Annotated in this window: 23 protein-coding genes; 20 read left to right on the top strand and 3 right to left on the bottom strand. The window is 73.7% G+C overall.

Annotated features, from left to right (window positions below):
- Positions 1 to 4: 4 nt before the first annotated feature.
- Positions 5 to 1042 carry a hypothetical protein gene (locus ACIO3R_RS05125; RefSeq protein ID WP_385034479.1) on the bottom strand — a complete coding sequence of 346 codons (1038 nt, stop codon included), beginning with the start codon at positions 1040 to 1042 and terminating at the stop codon, positions 5 to 7.
- Positions 1043 to 1288: 246 nt separating this feature from the next.
- Positions 1289 to 2890 carry an oxidoreductase gene (locus ACIO3R_RS05120; RefSeq protein ID WP_402103442.1) on the bottom strand — a complete coding sequence of 534 codons (1602 nt, stop codon included), beginning with the start codon at positions 2888 to 2890 and terminating at the stop codon, positions 1289 to 1291.
- Between the two features lie 177 nt (positions 2891 to 3067).
- Between ACIO3R_RS05120 and hisD the strand changes: the two genes are divergently transcribed.
- From hisD to ACIO3R_RS05055, 13 genes are all read left to right on the top strand, one after another.
- Positions 3068 to 4390 carry a histidinol dehydrogenase gene (gene hisD, locus ACIO3R_RS05115; RefSeq protein WP_385034481.1) on the top strand — a complete coding sequence of 441 codons (1323 nt, stop codon included), beginning with the start codon at positions 3068 to 3070 and terminating at the stop codon, positions 4388 to 4390.
- Positions 4387 to 5532: a histidinol-phosphate transaminase gene (locus tag ACIO3R_RS05110; RefSeq protein WP_402103435.1), complete on the top strand. Its 1146-nt coding sequence runs from the start codon at positions 4387 to 4389 to the stop codon at positions 5530 to 5532. Before hisD ends, ACIO3R_RS05110 begins: the two co-directional genes overlap by 4 nt.
- On the top strand, positions 5529 to 6131 hold the full coding sequence (hisB, locus tag ACIO3R_RS05105; protein WP_363021405.1) for an imidazoleglycerol-phosphate dehydratase HisB: 603 nt from the start codon (positions 5529 to 5531) through the stop codon (positions 6129 to 6131). Before ACIO3R_RS05110 ends, hisB begins: the two co-directional genes overlap by 4 nt.
- A complete protein-coding gene (locus tag ACIO3R_RS05100) occupies positions 6128 to 6295 on the top strand; it encodes a hypothetical protein (RefSeq protein ID WP_164494307.1) in 168 nt (55 codons plus the stop codon). Before hisB ends, ACIO3R_RS05100 begins: the two co-directional genes overlap by 4 nt.
- Before the next feature lie 8 nt (positions 6296 to 6303).
- Positions 6304 to 6948 (top strand): imidazole glycerol phosphate synthase subunit HisH, encoded by a 645-nt coding sequence (hisH, locus tag ACIO3R_RS05095; protein ID WP_402103431.1) that lies wholly within the window; start codon positions 6304 to 6306, stop codon positions 6946 to 6948.
- Entirely contained in the window at positions 6948 to 7673 is a 726-nt protein-coding gene (priA, locus tag ACIO3R_RS05090) for a bifunctional 1-(5-phosphoribosyl)-5-((5-phosphoribosylamino)methylideneamino)imidazole-4-carboxamide isomerase/phosphoribosylanthranilate isomerase PriA (RefSeq protein WP_385034486.1), read from the top strand. Before hisH ends, priA begins: the two co-directional genes overlap by 1 nt.
- On the top strand, positions 7670 to 8068 hold the full coding sequence (locus ACIO3R_RS05085) for a RidA family protein (RefSeq protein ID WP_385034488.1): 399 nt from the start codon (positions 7670 to 7672) through the stop codon (positions 8066 to 8068). The genes priA and ACIO3R_RS05085 overlap by 4 nt, the downstream gene beginning before the upstream one ends.
- A complete protein-coding gene (gene hisF / locus ACIO3R_RS05080) occupies positions 8065 to 8820 on the top strand; it encodes an imidazole glycerol phosphate synthase subunit HisF (protein ID WP_402103426.1) in 756 nt (251 codons plus the stop codon). Before ACIO3R_RS05085 ends, hisF begins: the two co-directional genes overlap by 4 nt.
- A gap of 192 nt (positions 8821 to 9012) precedes the next feature.
- A complete protein-coding gene (locus ACIO3R_RS05075; protein ID WP_402103423.1) occupies positions 9013 to 9942 on the top strand; it encodes an alpha/beta hydrolase family protein in 930 nt (309 codons plus the stop codon).
- A 191-nt stretch (positions 9943 to 10133) separates the two neighbouring features.
- Positions 10134 to 12947: a LuxR C-terminal-related transcriptional regulator gene (locus tag ACIO3R_RS05070; RefSeq protein WP_402104208.1), complete on the top strand. Its 2814-nt coding sequence runs from the start codon at positions 10134 to 10136 to the stop codon at positions 12945 to 12947.
- A 202-nt stretch (positions 12948 to 13149) separates the two neighbouring features.
- Positions 13150 to 14517, top strand: a complete 1368-nt coding sequence (locus tag ACIO3R_RS05065) for a helix-turn-helix domain-containing protein (RefSeq protein WP_402103419.1) — start codon at positions 13150 to 13152, stop codon at positions 14515 to 14517.
- A 184-nt stretch (positions 14518 to 14701) separates the two neighbouring features.
- The gene (locus ACIO3R_RS05060; RefSeq protein WP_385039932.1) at positions 14702 to 15289 is read left to right on the top strand and encodes an ArsR/SmtB family transcription factor; all 588 of its coding nucleotides are present in this window, start codon (positions 14702 to 14704) and stop codon (positions 15287 to 15289) included.
- Positions 15290 to 15315: 26 nt separating this feature from the next.
- The gene (locus ACIO3R_RS05055; protein ID WP_402103415.1) at positions 15316 to 16566 is read left to right on the top strand and encodes an MFS transporter; all 1251 of its coding nucleotides are present in this window, start codon (positions 15316 to 15318) and stop codon (positions 16564 to 16566) included.
- Between the two features lie 35 nt (positions 16567 to 16601).
- Here the strand turns inward: ACIO3R_RS05055 and ACIO3R_RS05050 are convergent, their stop codons facing one another.
- A complete protein-coding gene (locus tag ACIO3R_RS05050; RefSeq protein WP_385039938.1) occupies positions 16602 to 17234 on the bottom strand; it encodes a TIGR03085 family metal-binding protein in 633 nt (210 codons plus the stop codon).
- Between the two features lie 84 nt (positions 17235 to 17318).
- Between ACIO3R_RS05050 and hisI the strand changes: the two genes are divergently transcribed.
- The 7 genes from hisI to trpM all read left to right on the top strand — a co-directional run bounded on the left by hisI (position 17319) and on the right by trpM (position 22128).
- On the top strand, positions 17319 to 17702 hold the full coding sequence (gene hisI / locus ACIO3R_RS05045; RefSeq protein ID WP_385039941.1) for a phosphoribosyl-AMP cyclohydrolase: 384 nt from the start codon (positions 17319 to 17321) through the stop codon (positions 17700 to 17702).
- Between the two features lie 11 nt (positions 17703 to 17713).
- Positions 17714 to 19201: an anthranilate synthase component I gene (locus tag ACIO3R_RS05040; RefSeq protein WP_402103411.1), complete on the top strand. Its 1488-nt coding sequence runs from the start codon at positions 17714 to 17716 to the stop codon at positions 19199 to 19201.
- A 74-nt stretch (positions 19202 to 19275) separates the two neighbouring features.
- Positions 19276 to 19935 carry a TIGR02234 family membrane protein gene (locus ACIO3R_RS05035; protein WP_385039947.1) on the top strand — a complete coding sequence of 220 codons (660 nt, stop codon included), beginning with the start codon at positions 19276 to 19278 and terminating at the stop codon, positions 19933 to 19935.
- Positions 19936 to 20074: 139 nt separating this feature from the next.
- Positions 20075 to 20323 (top strand): HGxxPAAW family protein, encoded by a 249-nt coding sequence (locus ACIO3R_RS05030; RefSeq protein ID WP_385039950.1) that lies wholly within the window; start codon positions 20075 to 20077, stop codon positions 20321 to 20323.
- Positions 20324 to 20403: 80 nt separating this feature from the next.
- The gene (locus ACIO3R_RS05025; protein WP_402103407.1) at positions 20404 to 20979 is read left to right on the top strand and encodes a DUF2752 domain-containing protein; all 576 of its coding nucleotides are present in this window, start codon (positions 20404 to 20406) and stop codon (positions 20977 to 20979) included.
- Between the two features lie 115 nt (positions 20980 to 21094).
- Positions 21095 to 21904, top strand: a complete 810-nt coding sequence (gene trpC, locus ACIO3R_RS05020) for an indole-3-glycerol phosphate synthase TrpC (RefSeq protein WP_363021419.1) — start codon at positions 21095 to 21097, stop codon at positions 21902 to 21904.
- An 8-nt stretch (positions 21905 to 21912) separates the two neighbouring features.
- The gene (trpM, locus tag ACIO3R_RS05015; RefSeq protein WP_385353210.1) at positions 21913 to 22128 is read left to right on the top strand and encodes a tryptophan biosynthesis modulator TrpM; all 216 of its coding nucleotides are present in this window, start codon (positions 21913 to 21915) and stop codon (positions 22126 to 22128) included.
- The last annotated feature ends 131 nt before the right edge of the window (positions 22129 to 22259 follow it).

Here is a 22259-nt window from a genome sequence, read left to right as displayed (position 1 = left end):
ACGGTCAAGCGTAATGGCCGCGGGTCCGTCCCCGGTCGGCCCGGTGTCGCAAGGGCGTCACAGACGCCACCTGGAGCCGGGTGCCGTCGCGTGTGTCGAGGAACCTGCCGAGCGGGTCCTCGGACACCGAGGACCACGGGAACGAGGCGGCGTGGGGCCCGATCTGCCGGAACTGTTCCAGTGCCTCGTCCCAGCGGCCCCGTGCGACCAGCACGTACGCGAGCAGATTGCGGACCTCGGCCGGCCACGGGTCACCCGGCTCGAAGGAGACGGAGAGGGAGATCGCCAGATCCGCCGCCCGGTCGATCCGTTCCACCTGCACCGAGGTGGTCCGTGTGTCCGGCCCCTCGGCCAGCACGGCGAAGGCCGCCCGCAGCGGCAGCGCCTGCACCAGGGAACTGGGCAGCGAGTCCTCCGCGGCCCGCTCCGCGAAGTCGAAGCACTCGCGGTGCGAGCCGTACCAGGCGGCGGAGAGGTACTGGAGGGCGGCGACATGGCAGCCGTAGTGGTGCGTGGAGCGCTGTACGGCCTGCTCCCACAGTGTCTCGAACGTGGTGTGCGTCGCACGGGTGCCGCGGGCGTGGTCGAGCGCGAGGCGCCAGGGCACCGGATCGCGCGGATCGCACTCCGCCGCGGCCGTGATCATCGGCCCCACGTCGCGCAGCTGCTCCGCGCGGGCGGGCGACTCCCAGGCGCGCAACACGGCGAGCTGGGCCTTGACGAGCAGCGCGTCGGGGTCGTGCGGGGCGGCGGCCAGCCAGTCGCCCAGCCAGCCGTCCCGGCTGCGGGCGAAGGCCACGATCCGCTTCAGATAGCGGTCCCGGCTCTCCCACTCGGCCGCGTCCCTGGTGGTGGCCAGCAGCTTCGCGGCCGGCTCGTACTCCCCGAGCGCGGCGGCGACCAGCGCGGGCGACAGTCTCTCGTCGGGGGCGTCGAGCATCACCGCATGGTCCGCGGGCAACCCGGCCGACAGCTCCGGGGTGTGCCGGATCATGCGCGCGGTACGGAGCAGAGCGCGGAGGAAAGGCATGGTGCAGACCATTGAAAAGCGCTGGTCGGGGCGGCGCCAGAGGGGCGCTGTGAAACTTTGGTGCCGAGTGAAGGGGTTGTACTCGGAGCGGTCAAGAAAAAGTAAAGGAAAGTGCGGAATCTGGCCTGTTCCTGTTGTTCCAGGGGGAGCGGTCGAGTGGTGTGCCCGGCGCGGCGGGTGGGCGTTCGGCGGCCGCTCCACCCGTTCGTGAGGCGGGTGGAGGTCCCTTGGTCCGTTGCTGCCGGGCCGGCTCCGCGGTCAGCTGCGGCGCAGCAGCCGTGAGGCGCCGGCCGCGACGGTGGTGGCCAGTATCCAACCCAGCAGGATCAGGGCGGCCGCCACCCACTGCCAGCCGCCCTCCATGAGCCAGTAGCCGTCCTGGCCGAGGTTGATCACCGGCACCAGCAGATCCAGCGCGTACAGCGAGGGGTTCCACTCCGGGTGCTCGCTCCCCTTGATCGCCGCCGGCCGGTACTGCGAGAAGGCCACCGCGCCCGCCGCCCACAGCACCGCCATCCACACCGCGGCCCGCCCCGGCCGGTAGCCGTACGCCACCGTCCAGTCCTGGAGGAAGCCCCAGAGCTTCGCGGCGGGCGGCAGGGTCTCGCGGCGCCGCCGCTGCTTGGCGAGCAGCACCTCGCGGGCGTCCGCGTCCTCGCCGCTGCTCCGGAGTACGGCGGCGAGCCGCTCGTACGGCTCCGGCACATACTCGGGGGTCGCCGCGGCCACCCACTCCAGACGCCGGGAGAGCGGGAAGTGCCCGTACGGGACGAGGTTCTCGTACACGAACCCGCCCATCGCCAGACCGCCGGGACCCGGCCAGCTGGTCGACACGTCGATCAGTGTGACGATCCTCGCGCCGTTCAGCACCACCCGGCCCTGGGCCGGGCGCTCCGGGTTGAACCTCAGTTCCGGAGCCACTATCCGGCGCAGCGACAGCTCCTCGTGGCCGACGAGGACGAAGACGGCCTTGTGCAGGTCGACCGCGTCACCGAACCGCCCGTCGTCCAGCCGCACCCCGCCCCGGCACCGGAAGACCTGCGCCCGGGTGCCGTGCGCGGGCGTCGGGGACGTGACGATGCCGTACGGGGGCGTGTTGCCCTGGTTGCCGGTGTCCACGCTGACCCACGCCTCGCTCATGTACAGCGTCCGCTCCACGCTCAGCTGCGGGGCGTTCAGTGCGCGGAGCCCCTGCGTGGCCCGGAGCCTGCTGCCGCGCAGGCTCAGCGAACCGCCGACCTTCGCGCCGCGCAGGCTCAGCTCGCCGAGCAGCTCGATCATCTCGGCCTGGAGGTCCTGGGCGACCGTGAGCCCGTCGCCGATGAACGCCCGGCCCTGCCGGTCGGGGCCGATGTCGATCTGGTTGAGCAGCAGATCCGTGCCGATGTGCGCGTCCGTGAGGCGGATGCCCCGCTCGACCCGGCAGCGCGGCAGATGCAGATCGCCCTCGGTGCGCAGCCGGGCCGCCTCCAGCCGCGGGATCGCGCACCCGACCATCCGCAAGGTCGTGAAGTGGCACTCGGGCAGCACCACCTCCTCCTCGAAGCGGCAGCCGGTCAGCTCCACGTACGGATCCACCCGCCCGCCCGCGAGATCCAGCTTCCCCGTGACGCGTAAGCCCCGGAGCTTCAGCGCGGCCACCCGGCCGGGCCTGGCCTTCGGGCCGCTCAGCAGCAGCCGGGCGACGACCCGGGCGTCCACAGTGCGCTCCAGGCCCCACGCGAGCGGGGCGAACGGATCGTTGAGTGCCGCGTCACGGGAGCGCAGATCGTAGGTGGACCCGTTCCTGAAGGACTGCCACATGCCCAGCTCGGCCGCGCTGAGGCCGTCCGGGAAATCGCCGTCGTGCGGTTCGGTCACCGATGCCCCTTCCACTCGGAGCCTTGGACCGACCGGCACAAGTGGGGTCGGTCGGTAATCCCGTTATTCCCTCTGAGTGACCGTATGAACGCTAATAGTCAGCCGTGACAGCGACGGCATGTATCAGCCAGTGATACGGGCGTCCGGGCGCCTGTGGCGGTCTGAGAGAATTGCGGTGTGATCTCTCGAATCGATCTGCGCGGCGATGCCCTCCCCGAGGGCGGCGCCCTGCGCGACCTGCTGCCCCGTGCCGAGTTCGACGTGGAAGCCGCCCTGGAGACGGTGCGCCCCATCTGCGAGGACGTACGCCATCGTGGCTCGGCGGCAGTGATCGACTGGGGGGAGAAATTCGACGGTGTGCGGATCGGCTCGATCCGGGTACCGGCCGGCGCGGTCACCGAGGCGCTAGAGCGGCTTGATCCCGCCGTGCGCGCCGCCCTGGAGGAGTCGATCCGCCGCGCCCGGCTCGTCCACCGCGAGCAGCGCCGCACCACGCACACCACCCAGGTCGTGCCCGGCGGCACCGTCACCGAGAAGTGGGTGCCGGTCGAGCGCGTCGGGCTGTACGTGCCGGGCGGGCGCTCGGTGTACCCGTCGTCCGTCGTGATGAACGTCGTCCCCGCCCAGGAGGCGGGCGTCGAGGGCATCGCCGTCTCCTCCCCGCCGCAGAAGGAGTTCGGCGGACTGCCGCACCCGACGATCCTGGCGGCCTGCGCCCTGCTGGGCGTCGACGAGGTGTACGCGGCCGGCGGCGCCCAGGCCGTCGCGATGTTCGCGTACGGCACCGAGGACTGCCTGCCGGTCAACCTCGTCACCGGCCCCGGCAACATCTACGTCGCCGCCGCCAAGCGTCTCCTCAAGGGCCGCATCGGCATCGACGCCGAGGCCGGGCCCACCGAGATCGCGATCCTCGCCGACTCCACCGCCGACCCGGTGCACGTCGCCGCCGACCTGATCAGCCAGGCCGAGCACGACCCGATGGCCGCCGCGGTGCTGGTGACCGACTCCGAGGAGCTCGCCGCCGCCACCGAGGCCGAGCTGAGGCCGCAGGTCGACGCGACCAAGCACGTCACCGACCGGATCGAGCCCGCGCTGGCCGGCCGGCAGTCCGCGATCGTCCTGGTCAACGACCTGGAGGACGGTCTCAAGGTCGTCGACGCGTACGCCGCGGAGCACCTGGAGATCCAGACCGCGGACGCCGCCGCCGTCGCGGACCGGGTCCGTAACGCCGGGGCGGTCTTCGTCGGCCCCTGGTCCCCGGTCTCGCTCGGTGACTACTGCGCCGGCTCCAACCACGTGCTGCCCACCGGCGGCTGCGCCTGCCACTCCTCCGGCCTGTCCGTGCAGTCCTTCCTGCGCGGCATCCACATCGTCGACTACACCCGCGACGCGCTCGCCGAGGTCACCCACCACGTCGTGACCCTCGCCGAGGCGGAGGACCTCCCCGCCCACGGCGCCGCGCTGAAGGCCAGGTTCGGCTGGAAGGTTCCGCAGCAGTGACGAACGACAGCACCACGCCGGCCCGTGTCCCCGAGCCGTCCCGCATCGACGACCTCCCGATCCGGGACGAACTGCGCGGCCAGTCCCCGTACGGCGCGCCCCAGCTCGACGTACCGGTCCGGCTGAACACCAACGAGAACCCCTACCCGCTCCCCGGAGCACTGGTCGACCGGATCGCCGAACGGGTCCGCGAGGCCGCCCGCGACCTCAACCGCTACCCCGACCGCGACGCCGTCGAGCTCCGCACCGAGCTGGCCCGCTACCTCACCCGCACCGCCGGGCACCAGGTGGGCCACGCCAACGTCTGGGCGGCCAACGGCTCCAACGAGGTGCTCCAGCAACTGCTGCAGACCTTCGGCGGCCCCGGCCGCACCGCGATCGGCTTCGAGCCCTCCTACTCGATGCACGCCCTCATCGCCCGCGGCACCGGAACGAGCTGGATCTCCGGCCCGCGCAACGAGGACTTCACCATCGACGTCGACGCGGCCCGCGCCGTCATCGCGCGGGAGCGCCCCGACGTCGTCTTCATCACCTCGCCCAACAACCCCACCGGCACCGCCGTCGACGCGGACACCGTCCTCGCGCTGCACGACGCCGCGCAGGCGGCCAAGCCGTCGATGGTCGTCGTCGACGAGGCGTACGGCGAGTTCAGCCACCACGCCTCGCTGCTCCCGCTGATCGGGGGCCGCCCCCACCTGGTGCTCTCACGCACCATGTCGAAGGCGTTCGGCGCCGCCGGACTGCGGCTCGGCTACCTCGCCGCCGACCCCGCCGTCGTGGACGCGGTCCAGCTGGTGCGGCTCCCGTACCACCTGTCCTCCGTCACCCAGGCCACCGCGCTCGCCGCCCTGGAGCACACCGATACGCTCCTCGGATACGTCGCCCAGCTCAAGGGCGAACGCGACCGTATCGTCACCGAGCTGCGCGCCCTCGGCTTCGACGTCACCGACTCGGACGCCAACTTCGTCCAGTTCGGCCGCTTCGCCGACAGCCACACGGCCTGGCAGCACATCCTCGACCGGGGCGTCCTGGTCCGGGACAACGGCGTACCGGGATGGCTGCGGGTCTCCGCAGGGACCCCGGCAGAGAACGACGCGTTCCTCGATGCGGTACGCGAACTGAAGAAGGAGCACGACGCATGACTCGCGAGGCCCGCGTAGGAAGAGTGGAGCGGACCACCAAGGAAACCTCCGTGCTCGTCGAGATCAACCTCGACGGCACCGGCAAGGTCGATGTCGCGACCGGGGTCGGCTTCTACGACCACATGCTCGACCAGCTCGGCCGCCACGGACTCTTCGACCTCACGGTCAAGACCGACGGCGACCTGCACATCGACTCGCACCACACCATCGAGGACACCGCCCTCGCCCTCGGCGCCGCCTTCAGGCAGGCCCTCGGCGACAAGGTCGGCATCTACCGCTTCGGCAACTGCACCGTCCCGCTCGACGAGTCGCTCGCCCAGGTCACCGTCGACCTCTCCGGCCGCCCGTACCTGGTGCACACCGAGCCCGAGAACATGGCGCCGATGATCGGCGAGTACGACACGACGATGACCCGGCACATCCTGGAGTCGTTCGTCGCCCAGGCGCAGATCGCCCTGCACGTCCACGTCCCGTACGGGCGCAACGCCCACCACATCGTGGAGTGCCAGTTCAAGGCGCTCGCACGCGCCCTGCGCTACGCCAGCGAGCACGACGGGCGCGCGGCCGGCATCCTCCCCTCCACGAAGGGCGCGCTGTGACCGGCCTCAACACCATCCTGATCCTGGTCGGCCTCTTCCTGGCCGGCGGGGTCTACTCCTTCTCGAAGCAGGGCATGCCCAAGGGCGTCATCGTGCTGCTCGGCATCGGCTCCGTGATGTGCCTGGTCGCAGGCGTCATGCGGATCCAGGGACTCTGGGACTAGGGGCGGGCGTGGACAGCAAGAAGAAGAAGGTCGTCGTCTTCGACTACGGCTTCGGCAACATCCGCTCCGCCGAGCGCGCCCTCGCCCGGGTCGGCGCCGATGTCGAGATCACCCGCGACTTCGACACGGCGATGAACGCCGACGGGCTGCTGGTGCCCGGCGTCGGCGCGTTCTCCGCCTGCATGGAGGGCCTGAAGAAGGCCCGTGGGGAATGGATCATCGGCCGCAGGCTCTCCGGCGGTCGCCCCGTCATGGGCATCTGCGTCGGCATGCAGATCCTCTTCGAGCGCGGCATCGAGCACGGCGTGGAGACCGAGGGACTCGACGAGTGGCCTGGCACCGTCGGCCCGCTCAAGGCCGACGTCGTCCCGCACATGGGATGGAACACCGTCGAGGCCCCCGAGGACTCCCGGCTGTTCGCCGGACTCGACCCCGAGGCCAGGTACTACTTCGTGCACTCGTACGCGGCGCACGACTGGTCCCTCGAAGTCACCAACGCGAAGATCCGTGCTCCCAGGGTCACCTGGGCCACGCACGGCGAACGGTTCGTGGCGGCCGTGGAGAACGGCGCGCTGTGGGCCACCCAGTTCCACCCCGAGAAGTCCGGCGACGCCGGCGCCCAGCTGCTGACCAACTGGATCGAGACGCTGTAATGCCGAAGCTTGAACTGCTCCCCGCCGTAGACGTCCGCGACGGCCAGGCGGTCCGCCTGGTGCACGGCGAGTCCGGCTCCGAGACCTCCTACGGCTCCCCGCTGGAGGCCGCACTCGCCTGGCAGCGCTCCGGCGCCGAGTGGCTGCACCTCGTCGACCTGGACGCCGCCTTCGGCACCGGCGACAACCGCGCGCTCATCGCCGAGGTGGCCGGCGCCATGGACATCAAGGTCGAGCTCTCCGGCGGCATCCGCGACGACGCCTCGCTCGCCGCCGCCCTCGCCACCGGCTGCCGCCGGGTCAACCTCGGCACCGCCGCCCTGGAGACCCCCGAGTGGGTCGCCAAGGTCATCGCCGAGCACGGCGACCAGATCGCGGTCGGCCTCGACGTCCGCGGCACCACGCTGCGCGGCCGAGGCTGGACCCGCGACGGCGGCGACCTCTACGAGACGCTCGCCCGCCTCGACTCCGAGGGCTGCGCCCGCTACGTCGTCACCGACATCGCCAAGGACGGCACGCTCCAGGGCCCCAACCTGGGCCTGCTGAGGGACGTCTGCGCGGCCACCGACCGCCCCGTCGTCGCCTCGGGCGGAGTCTCCTCCCTCGACGATCTGCGGGCGATCTCTCTGCTCGTCCCCGAAGGCGTCGAGGGTGCGATCGTCGGCAAGGCGCTGTACGCGAAGGCGTTCACGCTGGAAGAGGCCCTGAAGACGGTCGCCGCATGACCGACTCCGTCAACCGGATCTCCTCCGGCGCCCCCTGGGAGGAGAAGTTCGGCTACTCCCGCGCGGTCGAGCTGCCGGGCGGCCTGGTGCTGGTGGCCGGGTGCACCTCGGTGGCGGGCGGGGAGATCTCCGCCGGCGGCCCGTACGAGCAGGCCATCACCTCCTTCGAGGTCGCCTTCGCGGCGCTCGGGCAGGTGGGCCTGGGCCGCGAGGACGTCGTCCGTACCCGGATGTACCTCACACACGCCCGGGACGTCGACGACGTCGGCCGTGCCCACAAGGAGCTGTTCGACGACGTGCGCCCCGCCGCCTCCATGATCATCGTGTCCGGCCTCGTCGACCCGAGCCTGGTCGTCGAGATCGAGATCGAGGCCTTCCGGGCAGGTGCCCGATGACGCTCGCCGTACGGGTCATCCCCTGCCTCGACGTGGACAACGGCCGCGTCGTCAAGGGCGTCAACTTCCAGAACCTGCGCGACGCCGGTGACCCCGTGGAGATGGCGAAGCTGTACGACGCCGAGGGCGCCGACGAGCTGACCTTCCTCGACATCACCGCGTCCAGCGGCGACCGCGAGACGACCTACGACGTGGTGCGCCGCACCGCCGAGCAGGTCTTCATCCCGCTCACCGTCGGCGGCGGTGTCCGCACCACCGACGACGTCGACAAGCTGCTGCGGGCCGGCGCGGACAAGGTCGGCGTCAACACCGCGGCCATCGCCCGCCCGGAGCTCATCCGGGAGATCGCCGAACGCTTCGGCGGCCAGGTCCTGGTGCTCTCCGTGGACGCCCGGCGCACCCCCGCCGGCACCTTCGAGGTCACCACGCACGGCGGCCGCAAGGGCACCGGCATCGACGCGGTCGAATGGGCACACCGGGCCGCCGGCCTCGGCGCGGGCGAGATCCTGCTCAACTCGATGGACGCCGACGGCACGAAGGACGGCTACGACACCGAGATGATCGAGGCCGTCCGCAAGCACGTGACCGTCCCCGTCATCGCCTCCGGCGGCGCGGGGCGGCTCGCGGACTTCGCGCCCGCTGTCGGCGCGGGAGCCGACGCGGTCCTCGCCGCGTCCGTCTTCCACTTCGGCGATCTGCGGATCTCCGAGGTCAAGGGCGCCCTCCGGGAGGCCGGCCACCCGGTCCGCTGAGCGCGGGCAGGCACCACCGGCCGCGAAGACCGGTGAAGTTGCCGATGTGTGCGACCGGGGTGCACCGCGAAAGTGGGGACCGCCAGAGAAACACGGCGGTCCCCACGCGGTGCACCCCGAAGGCCCCAGGTGACGACGGGCCCTCGGACCCTGCCCGGCGTGGCTCCCGCCACGACCGAGAGGACCCCCCTCGTGCAGCAGCACCTCCCCTCCGGCGACATCGCCCCGCGCCACCGGATCTCCAGGAGCCGCTCCCGCCTCGTCAAGGGCCTGCTGGCCGCCGCCGTCGCCACCGCGGGTCTGTGCACCGCGCTGGTGCCGGGCGCCCAGGCCGCCGACAACCCCTACGAGCGCGGCCCGGCCCCGAGCAACGCGAGTATCGAGGCGAGCCGCGGCGCGTACGCGGTCACGCAGACCAGCGTCTCCTCGCTGAGCGTCAGCGGCTTCGGCGGCGGCACGGTCTACTACCCGACGTCGACCGCGGACGGCACCTTCGGCGCGGTCGCCATCGCGCCCGGCTTCACCGCCTACCAGTCCAGCATCGCCTGGCTCGGACCGCGGCTCGCCTCGCAGGGCTTCGTCGTCTTCACCATCGACACCAACACCACACTCGACCAGCCCGACAGCCGGGGACGCCAGCTCCTGGCCGCGCTCGACTACCTGACGAAGAGCAGCTCGGTGCGCAGCCGGATCGACACCACCCGGCTCGGCGTGATGGGCCACTCCATGGGCGGCGGCGGCACCCTGGAGGCCGCGAAGAGCCGCACCTCGCTCAAGGCGGCGATCCCGCTGACCGGCTGGAACCTCGACACCACCTGGCCCGAGGTCCGCACCCCCACCCTGATCTTCGGCGCCGACGGCGACACGATCGCCCCCGTCGCCACCCACTCCGAGCCGTTCTACCAGTCGCTCCCGAGCAACCTGGACAAGGCGTACGTGGAGCTGCGCGGGGCCACGCACTTCACCCCGAACTCCTCCAACACCACGATCGCGAAGTACAGCATCTCGTGGCTGAAGCGCTTCGTCGACAATGACACCCGGTACGAGCAGTTCCTCTGCCCGCTGCCGGCGGTGAGCCTGACGGTCGCCGAGTCCCGGGGCAACTGCCCGCACACCTCCTGAAACTGACGGGGTGTGAGGGGCCGGACCGCGCCCACCGCGCTCCGGCCCCTTCCCGCGCCCCGGCTGTGTGCGCGCACAGCCGATCGCGGCCCGCCTTGGGAGAGTGCCCCGCGACCGGCCGGAGGCGGACGCACACCTTCCGGGCTTGTTCACGCGGAAGTAACGTGCCGGTGGTGACCCCCATGACGACCGTGCACAGTCCCCTCCGGCTGTACGGCCGCAGCGGTGAACTCGCCCTGCTGGACACGCTGTCGGCCCGGCTGCGCGACGGCGACGGCGGTGCGCTGGTGCTGACCGCACTGCCCGGCATCGGCCGCACCGCCCTCCTGGACAGTGCCGTCGCCGCACACCGCGAGCGCCGTACCGGCCCCGTCCTGACCGCCACCGCGGCCCCCGCCGAACAGCGGCTGCCCCACAGCGGGCTGCACGCCCTGCTCTGCTCCGCGCCCGGCCCGCTCCCGCTGCCGCCCGACCAAGTGCTGCGCGACGGCATCGCACCGGCGGCCCTCCTCGCCCTGCTGCGGCAACTCGGCGCGGAACGGCCGCTGTTGGTGTGCGTGGACGACGCGCACCTCTGGGACGCCGACTCACGCGCCGCACTCGGCTTCGCGGCCCGCAGGCTCGGCGCGGGCAGCCGGGCCGCGGTGCTGCTCGGCGCCGGGGACGGCGCGGGATTCGCGGGGCTGCCCGTACTCCGGCTCGGCCCGCTCGACGACGACGCGTCGGCCGCGCTCCTGGACCGGCTCACCGATGCCACGGGCGCCGCGGACCGGGCCGACCCGGTGGTCCGCGGCGAACTGCTGCGGGAGGCGGCCGGCAACCCGCGACTGCTCACCGGACTCGCCGGCCGGCTCACCCCCGACCAGCTCGCCGGACGGACCGCACTGCCCTCCCCGCTGCCCGGCGCAGAGGACGTCCTGGACGCCCACGCCGCACGCCTCGACGGCCTCCCCCCTGACACCCGCACCCTCCTGCTGCTCGCGGCCGCCGCGGAGGAGCACGAGCCGGAGGGCGCGGGCGCCGACGCCGCCCTGCTGCTGCGCGCCGCCACCTCGGCCGGTCTCGGCCCCGCCGCGCTCGACCGCGCGCTCCACACCCCCGCCGGGACCGCGGGCGCGCTCCAACGGGCGGGCAACCGCGTCCACTTCAGCCACCCGCTGCTGCGCCGGGCGGTCCTGCACCGTGCCACCCCGCACCGCCGCCGCGCGGTGCACGGGCTGCTCGCCACCCTCCTGACGACGGGCACCACCGGTCCGCGCGGCCGGGTCCGGTCCGGCGGAGCCCCCACGGCGCCCGGACCGCCCGCGCTCGCGGCGCTCGTCCAGCGGGCCGGTGCGGCCGCCGGCCCCGACGCCGCGCTCGCCGACGCGCTGGAGGCCGCGGCCGTGCCACCGCGACCGCACGCCGAGCGGGCCGCCGCACTCGCCCGCGCCGCGATGCTCTCCACCGACGAGGCGCTGCGGGCCGACCGGTTCGCCGCGGCCGCCGAGCACACCCGGCTCGCGGGCGACGCCGGGCGGGCCCGCGCGCTGCTGGCCAGGGTCGGCGGACGGCCCCCGCACGGCGCCGCGCACCGCGTGCGCGGGCTGCTCGCCCTGCGGGACGGGCCGGCCGCCGACGCCCGCGAGGAACTGCTCACCGCCGCGTCGCTGCTCGCCCCGCACGATCCGCGCCGCGCCCTCGACGCGCTCCTCGGCGCCGCGGAGGCCGCTTGGGCGACGGGCGACGCCCTCGGCTACCTCGACGCGATGACCCGGATCGCCGTCCCCGTGCCCGACCGGGCCCTCGCGCAGTACCGCGACGGCATGTGCGCGATGCTGAGCGGCCGGACCGCCGAGGGCCACGCCCTGCTGCGCCACTGCCTCGACTCCGCCGGCCGGGCACGGGACCCCGCCGGGATGCTGCGCGGCGCAGTGGCGGCGCTGGTGCTCGGCGACATCGACGCCGCGTGCCGGTCCGGGGCCAGGGCGCTGGCCGCCGTACGCGCGACCGGTCCGGACTCCCTGCTGCCGCAGGCCCTGGAGCACCTGGCGTACGCCGAACTCCGCGCCGGGCGCCATGCGCGGGCCCGCGCCCACGCCCTGGACGGCCTGCACGCCGCCCGCCGTACCGGACAGCCCAACACCGCCGCCCATCTGCACGCCGTGCTCGCGCTGGCCGCCTCCGTGGAAGGCGGGACGCGGTCCTGCGCCGCGCACGCGGACGCCGCCCTCGCGGGTGCCGGACCGCACGGCCTCGTTCAGGCCGCGACCCTCGCCACCTGGGCCCTCGCCCGTGCGGACCTGGCCGCCGGACGCTCCGGTGCGGCGGCGGCGCGGCTCGGCCCCCTGGTCGGGCCCGGCCCGCGGCGCGGGCACTTCGCGGCCCGGATGCTCGCCGTGCCGTGCTTCGTCGAGGCGTCGGTCCTGGCCGGGCGCGCCGTTCACCGCGCCGGCGGGGGAGCGGACCCGGTCGCGGACGCCGTCGCGGAGTTCGCCGTCTGGGTCACGTACACCACCGACCCCGCCACCCCCGCCCAACTGGCCCGCTGCCGGGCCCTGCTGGCGCCGCCCGCCGAGGCGGCGGGACGGTACGAGGAGGCGCTCGTCCACCACGACCGCACGGGCGGCGACTTCGAACGCGCCCGCACCCAGCTGCTGTACGGGGCGTGGCTGCGCAGGCGCCGCCGTACCCGGGAGGCCAGGGGCCCGCTGCGGGACGCCCTGGTCGGCTTCGAACGGTGCGGCGCGCGGGCCTGGGCGGACCGGGCGGGCGGCGAACTGCGGGCCGCGGGCGAAGCGGTGGAGGGCTCAGCCGCCGGGGGAGCGGACCCGCTCTCCGCGCTGACCCCGCAGCAGCAGCGGATCGCCCGGTGCGTCGCGGAGGGCGCCACCAACCGCGAGGTGGCGCTGCGGCTCTCGGTGAGCACGCGGACCGTCGACCACCATCTGCGCAATGTGTTCGCCGCGCTGGGCGTGCGCTCCAGGACCGAGCTGGCCGGGATGCTCGGCCGCCGGAGGGGGTGACGCGGAGGGCCGGGCCGGGGTCCCGGAGCCGGGAGGTTGCAGGACCGTGATGAGAAGTACGCCGCAGACCCCTAGGTACCGACTGGGCGGTATGCCATTCTGCGGGCGTCAGGATCGTTCGGTGTGCTCATGCCCAACGCCGGGCTGGGCGACCCGGAGCCGGCCGTTTCCCGGAGCCGGCCGAATCCCGGTGGAGGCCGCCATGCCGCAGGTCGTACGTTCACGGGTCAGGGCGCTGCACGGGCCGCCCCCCGTCGCGCCGGTGCCGCGCCGCTTCCGTTCGCTGGCCGACCGCGAAGCCGTCGCTGTACTGCACCGGGCCGCCCGGGTGCTGATCGAGGCGCTGCCGGAGCTGACGGACCGGCTCGTCGAGGCGCTGCGGGAGCAGGAACCCGCCTACCGCTCCGCGATCGAGGCGGACGCGGTGGAGATCTGGCAGGAGGTGCACCACTCGCTGCGGCACAACGTCGGATCGCTCATCCAGCCCCGGGAGTTCCGGGACGCCGCCCACCGCACCTCCCGGCGGATCGGGGAGATCCGCGCCGAACAGGGCCTGCCGCTCGACGCGGTCCTGCACGCCTTCCGGATGGGCGGCGCGATGGTCTGGCAGGGCCTCGTGGACGAGACCGCGCGCCGGCACCCCGACGACGTCCGGCTGCTGGTCCATGTCGCGGCGGACGTCTGGAACTTCGTGGACGAGCACTGCGGCGTCGTCGCCGACGCCTACCGGCAGACGGAACGCCGGCTGGCCTGGCGCCGGGAGAACCGGCAGCGCCTGATGACGGCCGCCCTGCTGGACGGCACCGCCCGGATCGCCGAACTGCCGGACGCCGCGGCGATGCTGGGGCTGCCGGAGCACGGCAGGTACGCGGTGCTCGCGGTCGCCGCCGCCCGCCGCGCCCCGCACGGCACCACGCACCCGCCGATGGCGCTGCCCACGGGCACGGAGGCGCTCTGGCACCCGGGCCCGGACGCGGAGTTCGCGATCCTGCCGCTGGCCCCGGGCGCGACGGCGGAGCCCAGCGCACCGCTCGCTGACGCCTCCGGACCGGCCGAGGCCGGAACGCAGCCCGGCACACCGGCCGGCCCGCTCGACGGCGACGCCGAACTCGCCGCCCTGGCAGCCGGGTTGTCCGTACCGCCCGGTGCCCGGGTCGGCATCAGCTCCGTCGTCGGCGGGCTGGCGGCCGTCGGGGACGCCCGGCGGCTCGCCGAGACCGCGCTGCGGGCGTGCCCGGCCGGCGGCGGGGTCGTCCTGCTCGACGAACAGCTGCCCGCCGCCCTGGTCGTCTCGTCCCCCGGGCTCGGCACGGCGCTCGCCGCCCGGGTGCTGGGTCCGCTGGACCGGCTGGACCCCGCCGACCGCGACGTACTCATCGAGACGCTCACCGCGTGGCTCGACTCCGACGGCTCCGCCCAGCGGGCGGGGGCCCGGCTCTACTGCCACCGCAACACCGTCCTGAACCGGCTGCGCCGCTTCGAGCAGTTGACCGGCCGCTGTCTGACCCGCCCGTCCGACGCGGTCGAGGTCTCGCTCGCCCTGGCCGCGCGCCGCCTGCTGGCCGGCTGAGGCGAGCGCCCTCTCGCTCTCGTTCGCGGCCTCCGCCTCCGTACTGCCACCGGTCCTGCCGTACGCGCTGTTCAGCCGGTCTCCGGCCCCGGCGGCGGGTGCGGGGACCTGGTCGCGAGAATCGCGCAGCTTTTATTGCACAAGAGATATTGCGCAAGGTTTCTTTCCTATCTACCGTGGGGGCATGGCAAGCAACGAAACACGCCGGGTGTCCGACCTCGGCACGCTCAAGGCGTTCGGGCACCCCCTGCGGATGAAGCTCTACCGAGCGCTCTACATCGCCCGGCAGGCCACCGCCTCGCAGCTCGCGGAGCAGGTCGACGAGCAGGTCTCACTGGTCAGCTACCACCTGCGCAAGCTCGCCGACCACGGCCTGATCGAAGCGGCCGACGGACCGGGCAGGGACGGCCGCGAGCGCTGGTGGCAGCCCGCGTCGAAGGGGCTGAGCTTCCACGACGAGGACTTCAGCGACGCACCGGAGAAGGCCGCGACCCACACCGCCGTCAGCCGGCTCTCGTTCGACCAGCACATCCAGCTGTACCGCCGTTTCCTGGACGCGTTCCGGAGCTGGACGCCCCCGTGGCGCAAGAGCGCCTTCGCCTCGGAGTACCTCGCCCGGCTGAACCCCGAGGAGCTCGCCGCGCTCGAACGCGAGCTGCACCAGGTCATCAGACGGTACGAGGAGCAGGGCAGCGCCCGGGACGAGGCCGGCGACACGGAGAACCGGGAGAACGTCGCGCTGCACCTGTACGGATTCCCGTTCCGGACCTGACCCGGCCACCCGAGAGGACACGCGCCGTGACCGTCGCCCTTACCGCCGAACAGGCTCCCGAACACCCCGCCCACCGCGACGGCAACGTCCTGCGCTGGCTCAGCGCCTACACCGCGTCGACGATCGGCGACAGCGTCTACTACATGGCCCTCGCCTGGGCCGCCGCCCGCACCGGAAGCGCCTCCCAGACGGGCCTCGTGCTCGCGGTCGGCTCCATACCCAGGGCCCTGCTGCTGCTCGGCGGGGGAGTGCTCGCCGACCGGTTCGGGCCGCGCCGCGTCGTGGTCGTGAGCGACACCGTCCGCTGCCTCGTCATCCTGGGCCTGGCCGGGGCGCTGCTCCTCACCTCGCCCACGGTGTGGATGCTGATCGCCGTCGCCCTGGTCTTCGGCGCGGCCGACGCCCTCTTCCTGCCCGCCGTCGGCGCGCTGCCGCCCCGGATCACCGCGCCCGGACAGCTCGCCCGGGTCCAGGGCCTGCGCGGCCTCGCCACCCGCACCGCCAGTGTCGTCGGCGCCCCGCTCGGCGGCGTCGCCGTCGCCCTCGGCGGCCCGGTCCTCGCCTTCGCCGCGGCCGGTGTGCTCTTCGCCGTCTCGCTGCCGCTGCTGCTGGCCGTACGGATGAGCCCGCCGCCGGTGGCGGACGCGGCCGAAGCCGCACCGGACGCCACCGCCTGGCGCGAACTCGTCGACGGGCTGCGCCACATCCGCCGCCACCCGCTGCTGGGCCCGCTGATGCTCGTCGTCGCCGTCAGCGAACTGGGCTTCGTGGGACCGCTCAACCTCGGCCTGATCCTGCTCAGCGAGGAACGCGGCTGGGGCGCCTCCGGAATGGGCTGGATCATCGCCGCCTTCGGCACCGGCGCGGGCGCCTCCGCCCTGCTGCTCGCGGTCCGGGGACGGCTGCCCAGGGCCGGGCTCGTCATGTGCGTCACCGTACTGACCGGGGCGTTCGCCATCGCCGCCCTCGCGTACACGCCCTCCGTGCCGCTCGCCGCCGGTGTCGCGGCCCTCATCGGGCTCTTCGTCGGACTCGGTGGCGCCCTGTGCGGCGCCCTCGTCCAGACCGCCGCCGACCCGGTCTACCTGGGCCGGGTCACCTCGGTCTCGACGCTCTTCACCCACGCGCTCGCGCCGCTCAGCTACCCGGTCACCGGCGCGGCCGTCGCCCTCTGGGGCACCGGCCCGGTCTTCGTCACCAGCGCCTCGCTGTGCGCGTCGGGGGCGGTGGCGGGCCTGCTGGTCTCCCCGCTGCGCCGCGCGGAACTGCCGCGCTGAGCACCGGTACGGCGGCCCGCCGCCGGACCCGGGGCTTACATCCCGAGCTTCGCCGTCGTCACCCGGGAGATCGCCTCCTGGTCGCCCTCCAGCTCCACCCGCGCCGCGTCCTGCCGCCCGAACGCGAACAGCAGCAGCTCGCCCGGCTCACCGGTCACCGTCACCACCGGGGTGCCCTTGTGCGCGACGGCGGTCTGCCCGTCGGGGCGGCGCAGCACCAGCCCCACCGGGGCCTTCCGCCCCAGCATCCGGGCCGCCTTCTCCGTACGCGACCACAGGACATCGGCGAAGACCGGGTCCAGCTCCCGCGCCGACCAGTCGGGCTGGGCCCGGCGCACGTCCTCCGCGTGGACGTAGAACTCGACGGTGTTGGCGGCCTCGTCCACCTGCTTCACCCCGAACGGAGACATCCTCGGCGGCCCCGTACGGATGAGCTGGACCAGTTCCTCGTACGGCTTCGAGGTGAATTCGTTCGTGATCCGCTCGCTCCGGCTCTTCAGCGGGCCGATCAGCAGCCCGGCCGCCGCGTCGGGCCTGCGCTCCCGCACCACCACATGGGCCGCCAGGTCCCGGGCCGTCCAGCCGTGGCAGAGGGTCGGGGCCTCCGGGCCCGCCGCCTCCAACAGATCGGCGAGCAGAAGTCGTTCGCGCTTCGCATGGGTCGACATGTGCGCCAGCGTACGACCGCTGTCCAGCGTCCGCCCAGTGGACGCACGCCCGGACGGCCCTCCCCGCCACGGCACAATGGGCACATGACCAGCACGCCCACGCCCGGCACCCCACCGCCCGCCAGCGGTCTCGACCCCGCCATCGCCGCCCGCCTCAAGCGCGGCGCCGACGGACTGGTCCCGGCCATCGCCCAGCAGTACGACACCGGCGAGGTGCTGATGCTCGGCTGGATGGACGACGAGGCCCTGCACCGCACCCTGACCACCGGCCGCTGCACCTACTGGTCGCGCAGCCGCCAGGAGTACTGGGTCAAGGGCGACACCTCAGGACACGTCCAGCACGTCAAGTCCGTCGCCCTGGACTGCGACGCCGACACCGTCCTCGTCCGGGTCGACCAGACGGGTGCCGCCTGCCACACCGGCGACCGCACCTGTTTCGACGCCGATGTCCTCCCCCTCGGACAGTAGGGTCTGCCGCCATGGATCTCGACACGTTCCGCAAGCTGGCCGTCGACCGGCGCGTCATCCCCGTCACCCGCCGGCTCCTCGCGGACGGCGACACCCCGGTCGGGCTCTACCGCAAGCTCGCGGGCGAGCGCACCGGCACCTTCCTCCTCGAATCCGCCGAGAACGGCCGCACCTGGTCGCGCTACTCCTTCATCGGGGTACGCAGCGCCGCCACGCTCACCTCGAAGGACGGCCGGGCCCACTGGACCGGCACCCCGCCGGTCGGCGTCCCCGTCGACGGGGACCCGCTCCAGGCCCTGCGCGCCACCATCGAGACCCTGCACACCCCGCACGAGCAGGAGTCCGGACTGCCGCCCTTCACCGGCGGCATGGTCGGCTACCTCGGCTACGACATCGTGCGGCGGCTGGAGCGGATCGGCGAGAGCGGCGGCGACGACCTGAAGCTCCCCGAGCTGACCATGCTGCTCACCTCCGACCTCGCCGTCCTCGACCACTGGGCCGGCAGCGTCCTGCTCATCGCCAACGCGATCAACGACAACGACCTGGCCACCGGCGTCGACGAGGCGTACACCGACGCCGTGGCCCGCCTCGACGCCATGGAGCAGGACCTGCGCCGCCCCGTCGAGAACACCCCCGCCGTCCTGCCGCCCTCCGAACTCCCGCCGTACACCGCGCTGTGGGGCGGCAAGGCCTACCAGGACGCCGTCGAGGACGTGAAGGAGCGCATCAGGGCCGGCGAGGCCTTCCAGGTCGTCCCCTCCCAGCGCTTCGAGACCCCGTGCACCGCGAGCGCGCTGGACGTCTACCGGGTGCTGCGCGCCACCAACCCCTCGCCGTACATGTACCTCTTCCGGTTCGACGGCTTCGACGTCGCCGGCTCCAGCCCCGAGGCACTCGTCAAGGTCGAGGACGGCCGCGCGATGGTCCACCCGATCGCCGGGACCCGGCACCGCGGCGCCACCCCGCGGGAGGACCAGGCCCTCGCCGAGGAACTCCTCGCCGACCCGAAGGAACGCGCCGAGCACCTGATGCTCGTCGACCTCGGCCGCAACGACCTGGGGCGGGTCTGCGAACCCGGCAGCGTCGAGGTCGTCGACTTCATGTCGGTCGAGCGGTACTCCCACGTGATGCACATCGTGTCCACCGTCACCGGCCGCGTCGCCGAGGGCCGCACCGCCTTCGACGTCCTCACCGCCTGCTTCCCGGCGGGCACCCTCTCCGGCGCCCCTAAGCCCCGCGCCATGCAGATCATCGAGGAGCTCGAACCCACCCGCCGCGGCCTGTACGGCGGCTGCGTCGGCTACCTCGACTTCGCCGGGGACTCCGACACCGCCATCGCCATCCGCACCGCCCTGCTGCGCGACGGAACGGCATACGTCCAGGCCGGGGCGGGCGTCGTCGCCGACTCCGACCCGGTCGCCGAGGACACCGAGTGCCGGAACAAGGCCGCGGCGGTGCTGCGCGCCGTGCACACGGCCAACCGCCTCGGCGGCGCCTGAGCGCCCGCCGGGCGCGACGGGGGCTCCAATCTCACACCCCCCGTGTGCCGGTCACCCCGGGGCGGTAGGGGATAGTGGGATACGTGAGCGCTGTCCCCGTACCCCAGCCCCGTGCCGAAGCCGTCCCCGCGCCCGACAGCGCGGGAAGCCGCCGAAGCCTGGCCGCCGGCCTGCTCCTCGGGGCGGCCGGTGCCACCGTCGTCCTGCTCGCCTCCGGGCAGACCTGGGCCGAGGGCCGGGCCGCGGTCGGCGGCGGCGCCCTGCCGCTGAGCGCCGACGGACAGGACGTCACCGGTCTTCCGGCCGCCCTCGCCATCGTCGGCCTGGCCGCCCTCGTCGCCGTCTTCGCCGTCCGCAGCAGCGGCCGGCTGCTCGTCGCGGGACTGCTGGCCCTCAGCGGGCTCGGCGCCGCGCTGAGCGCCTTCCTCGGCGCCTCCGACAGCGCCGCGCTCGACGAGCAGGCCGCCAGGACCACCGGCGACAGCTCCGCCACCATCGGCGCCCTCAGCCACACGGCCTGGCCCTACGTGACCGGGGCCGGCGGTCTGCTGATCCTGCTCGCCGGGCTGCTCGCCCTGCGCTACGGCAAGCGCTGGCCCACGATGTCCGGCCGGTACGAGCGCGACGGCACCCCGCGCCCCCGCAAGGCCCCTCGCAAGGCCATGGATCCCGACCGCCCGGAGGACCTGTGGAAGGCGCTGGACCGCGGCGAGGACCCGACGCGCGAGGCATGACCCCCCAGCTCATGTCCTGTCCGCACGTACGGGACAATGGCTCGGAGCTCACAGCGCAGCGGCACCCACAGCGGCACCGGCTCTGCGCACAGTGACACCGAGCGACACCAACAGCGCAACACCAACGAGGAGCAAAATCATGGCGGGCACCAGCCACGGACACACCCCGGCCGCCTGGACCGGTGTCATCATCTCCTTCATCGGCTTCTGCATCGCAGGCGTCTTCATGGTCGCGGCCAACCCGCTCGGCTTCTGGGCCGGTATCGCCGTCACCCTCGTCGGCGGCATCGTCGGCCTCGCGATGAAGGCCGCCGGTCTCGGAATGCCCAAGGAGTCCGCGGAGCTGGCCCAGGCCAGGGCCCGCGCCGGGCAGGCGCAGACCTCCTGACCCCGTCCGCGGGACGTACGCACGCGAGGCGCAGCCCGGACCGGGCTGCGCCTTTCCGCGTCAGAGGCGACAATCACCGGGTGGACGCCTCGCCCTCACCATCCGCCGCCCCGCCGACACCGGGCCGCCCCGCCGCGCCCGGCGCCTCCGCGGCCCCCGGCCCGCAGCCCGCTCCCGACGGCCAGCCGCCCGTGCCCGGCCCGCCCGCCGGGTACCGGGGGCCGTTCCCGCCGGTCTTCCCCCCGGCCCCCGTCCCCGCCTCACGGCTGCGGCGGATCGCCGTCCCGGCCGGTGCCATGGCCGTCGTCATCGGGGCCTTCGCCTTCGTCGGCTCCGTCGACCCCAACGAGCCGGGCCACTACCCGGCCTGCCCGCTGCTCCGCTTCACCGGCATCTACTGCCCCGGCTGCGGCGGGCTGCGCAGCGCCCACGCCGTCGCCCACGGCGACATCGCGGTGGCCCTCGGCTCCAACGCCCTCGCCGTCGCCGGCTACGGGATCTTCGCCGTCCTCTGGGTCCTGTGGATGGTCCGCGCCGCCGCCGGGAAACCGGTACGGATCGCGCTGAGGCCCGTCCACTGGTGGGGCATCGGAGCCGTTCTCATGCTCTTCACCCTCGTCCGGAATCTGCCGTTCGGATCGGCGCTGGTGCCGTGAATGCCCAGGTAGTGGGACATCTGTCGGCCGGATGCGGGCCCATCGGCCTCCTGCGGATACCATCGGTATGGCTGATCCTGTTCCCTTGTCACCGTCCCGGAAGGGGGCCGCTCGCGTGAGTGTGCTCGACGAGATCATCAACGGCGTACGCGCCGACCTCGCAGAGCGGCAGGCGCGCGTCAGCCTCGATGAGCTGAAGGAACGCGCGGCGCGCGCTCCCCAGGCGAAGGACGGAGTCGCCGCCCTGCGCGGCGAGGGCGTCACCGTCATCTGCGAGGTAAAGCGCTCCAGCCCCTCCAAGGGGGCCCTTGCCGCCATCGCCGACCCCGCCGCACTCGCCGCGGACTACGAGGCCGGCGGCGCGTCCGTCATCTCGGTCCTCACCGAGGAGCGCCGCTTCGGCGGTTCGCTGGCCGACCTGGAGGCCGTCCGCGCCAAGGTCGACATCCCGGTCCTGCGCAAGGACTTCATCGTCACCTCGTACCAGCTGTGGGAGGCACGGGCGTACGGCGCCGACCTCGCGCTGCTGATCGTCGCCGCCCTCGACCAGGAGGCCCTCGTCTCCCTGATCGAGCGCGCCGAGTCCATCGGCCTGACGCCGCTGGTCGAGGCGCACGACGAGGAGGAGGCGGAGCGGGCGGTGGACGCCGGCGCGCGGATCATCGGCGTCAACGCCCGCAACCTGAAGGACCTCAAGGTCGACCGCTCCACCTTCGAGCGCGTCGCCCCCGAGATCCCCGACCACATCGTCAAGGTCGCCGAGTCCGGCGTCCGCGGCCCGCACGACCTCATCGCCTACGCCAACGCCGGCGCGGACGCCGTTCTGGTCGGCGAGTCCCTGGTCACCGGCCGCGACCCGCGCGGCGCCGTCGCCGACCTGGTCGCCGCGGGCGCCCACCCGGCGCTCCGGCACGGACGGAGCTGACCGCACCCGTGTCCGCCGACCGTCCCGCGTCCCGTGTCAGGCCGGGCCTGCGCCCCGCCGCGGCCACCGGCCGGGACCCGCACGCGCCGCTGGCGCGCGGCTGCCGCCCCCGCGGCTGCCGCGCCCCCGCGCGCCGCGTGCACGGCCGGCGGGTGCGGTACGTGATCGGTGACGAGCCCGGCCAGGTCAACGGCATGCGATGGCGCACGGGGTCCGCGCAGTAAGCGAGCCCCGGCCGTCGCACCCACCGCCGCACCCGGCGCAACCGCACGACCGCACCGCCCGGCCACGGCCGAGGCGGGGCTCGCTCACGGCGCGACACGGTGAATCCACGCATCCACCCCTGTCATGTCGA

It is taken from the genome of Streptomyces sp. NPDC087428 (genome assembly GCF_044744085.1).
Taxonomy (GTDB): Bacteria; Actinomycetota; Actinomycetes; order Streptomycetales; family Streptomycetaceae; genus Streptomyces.
This window is presented reverse-complemented; position numbering and strand designations above follow the sequence as displayed.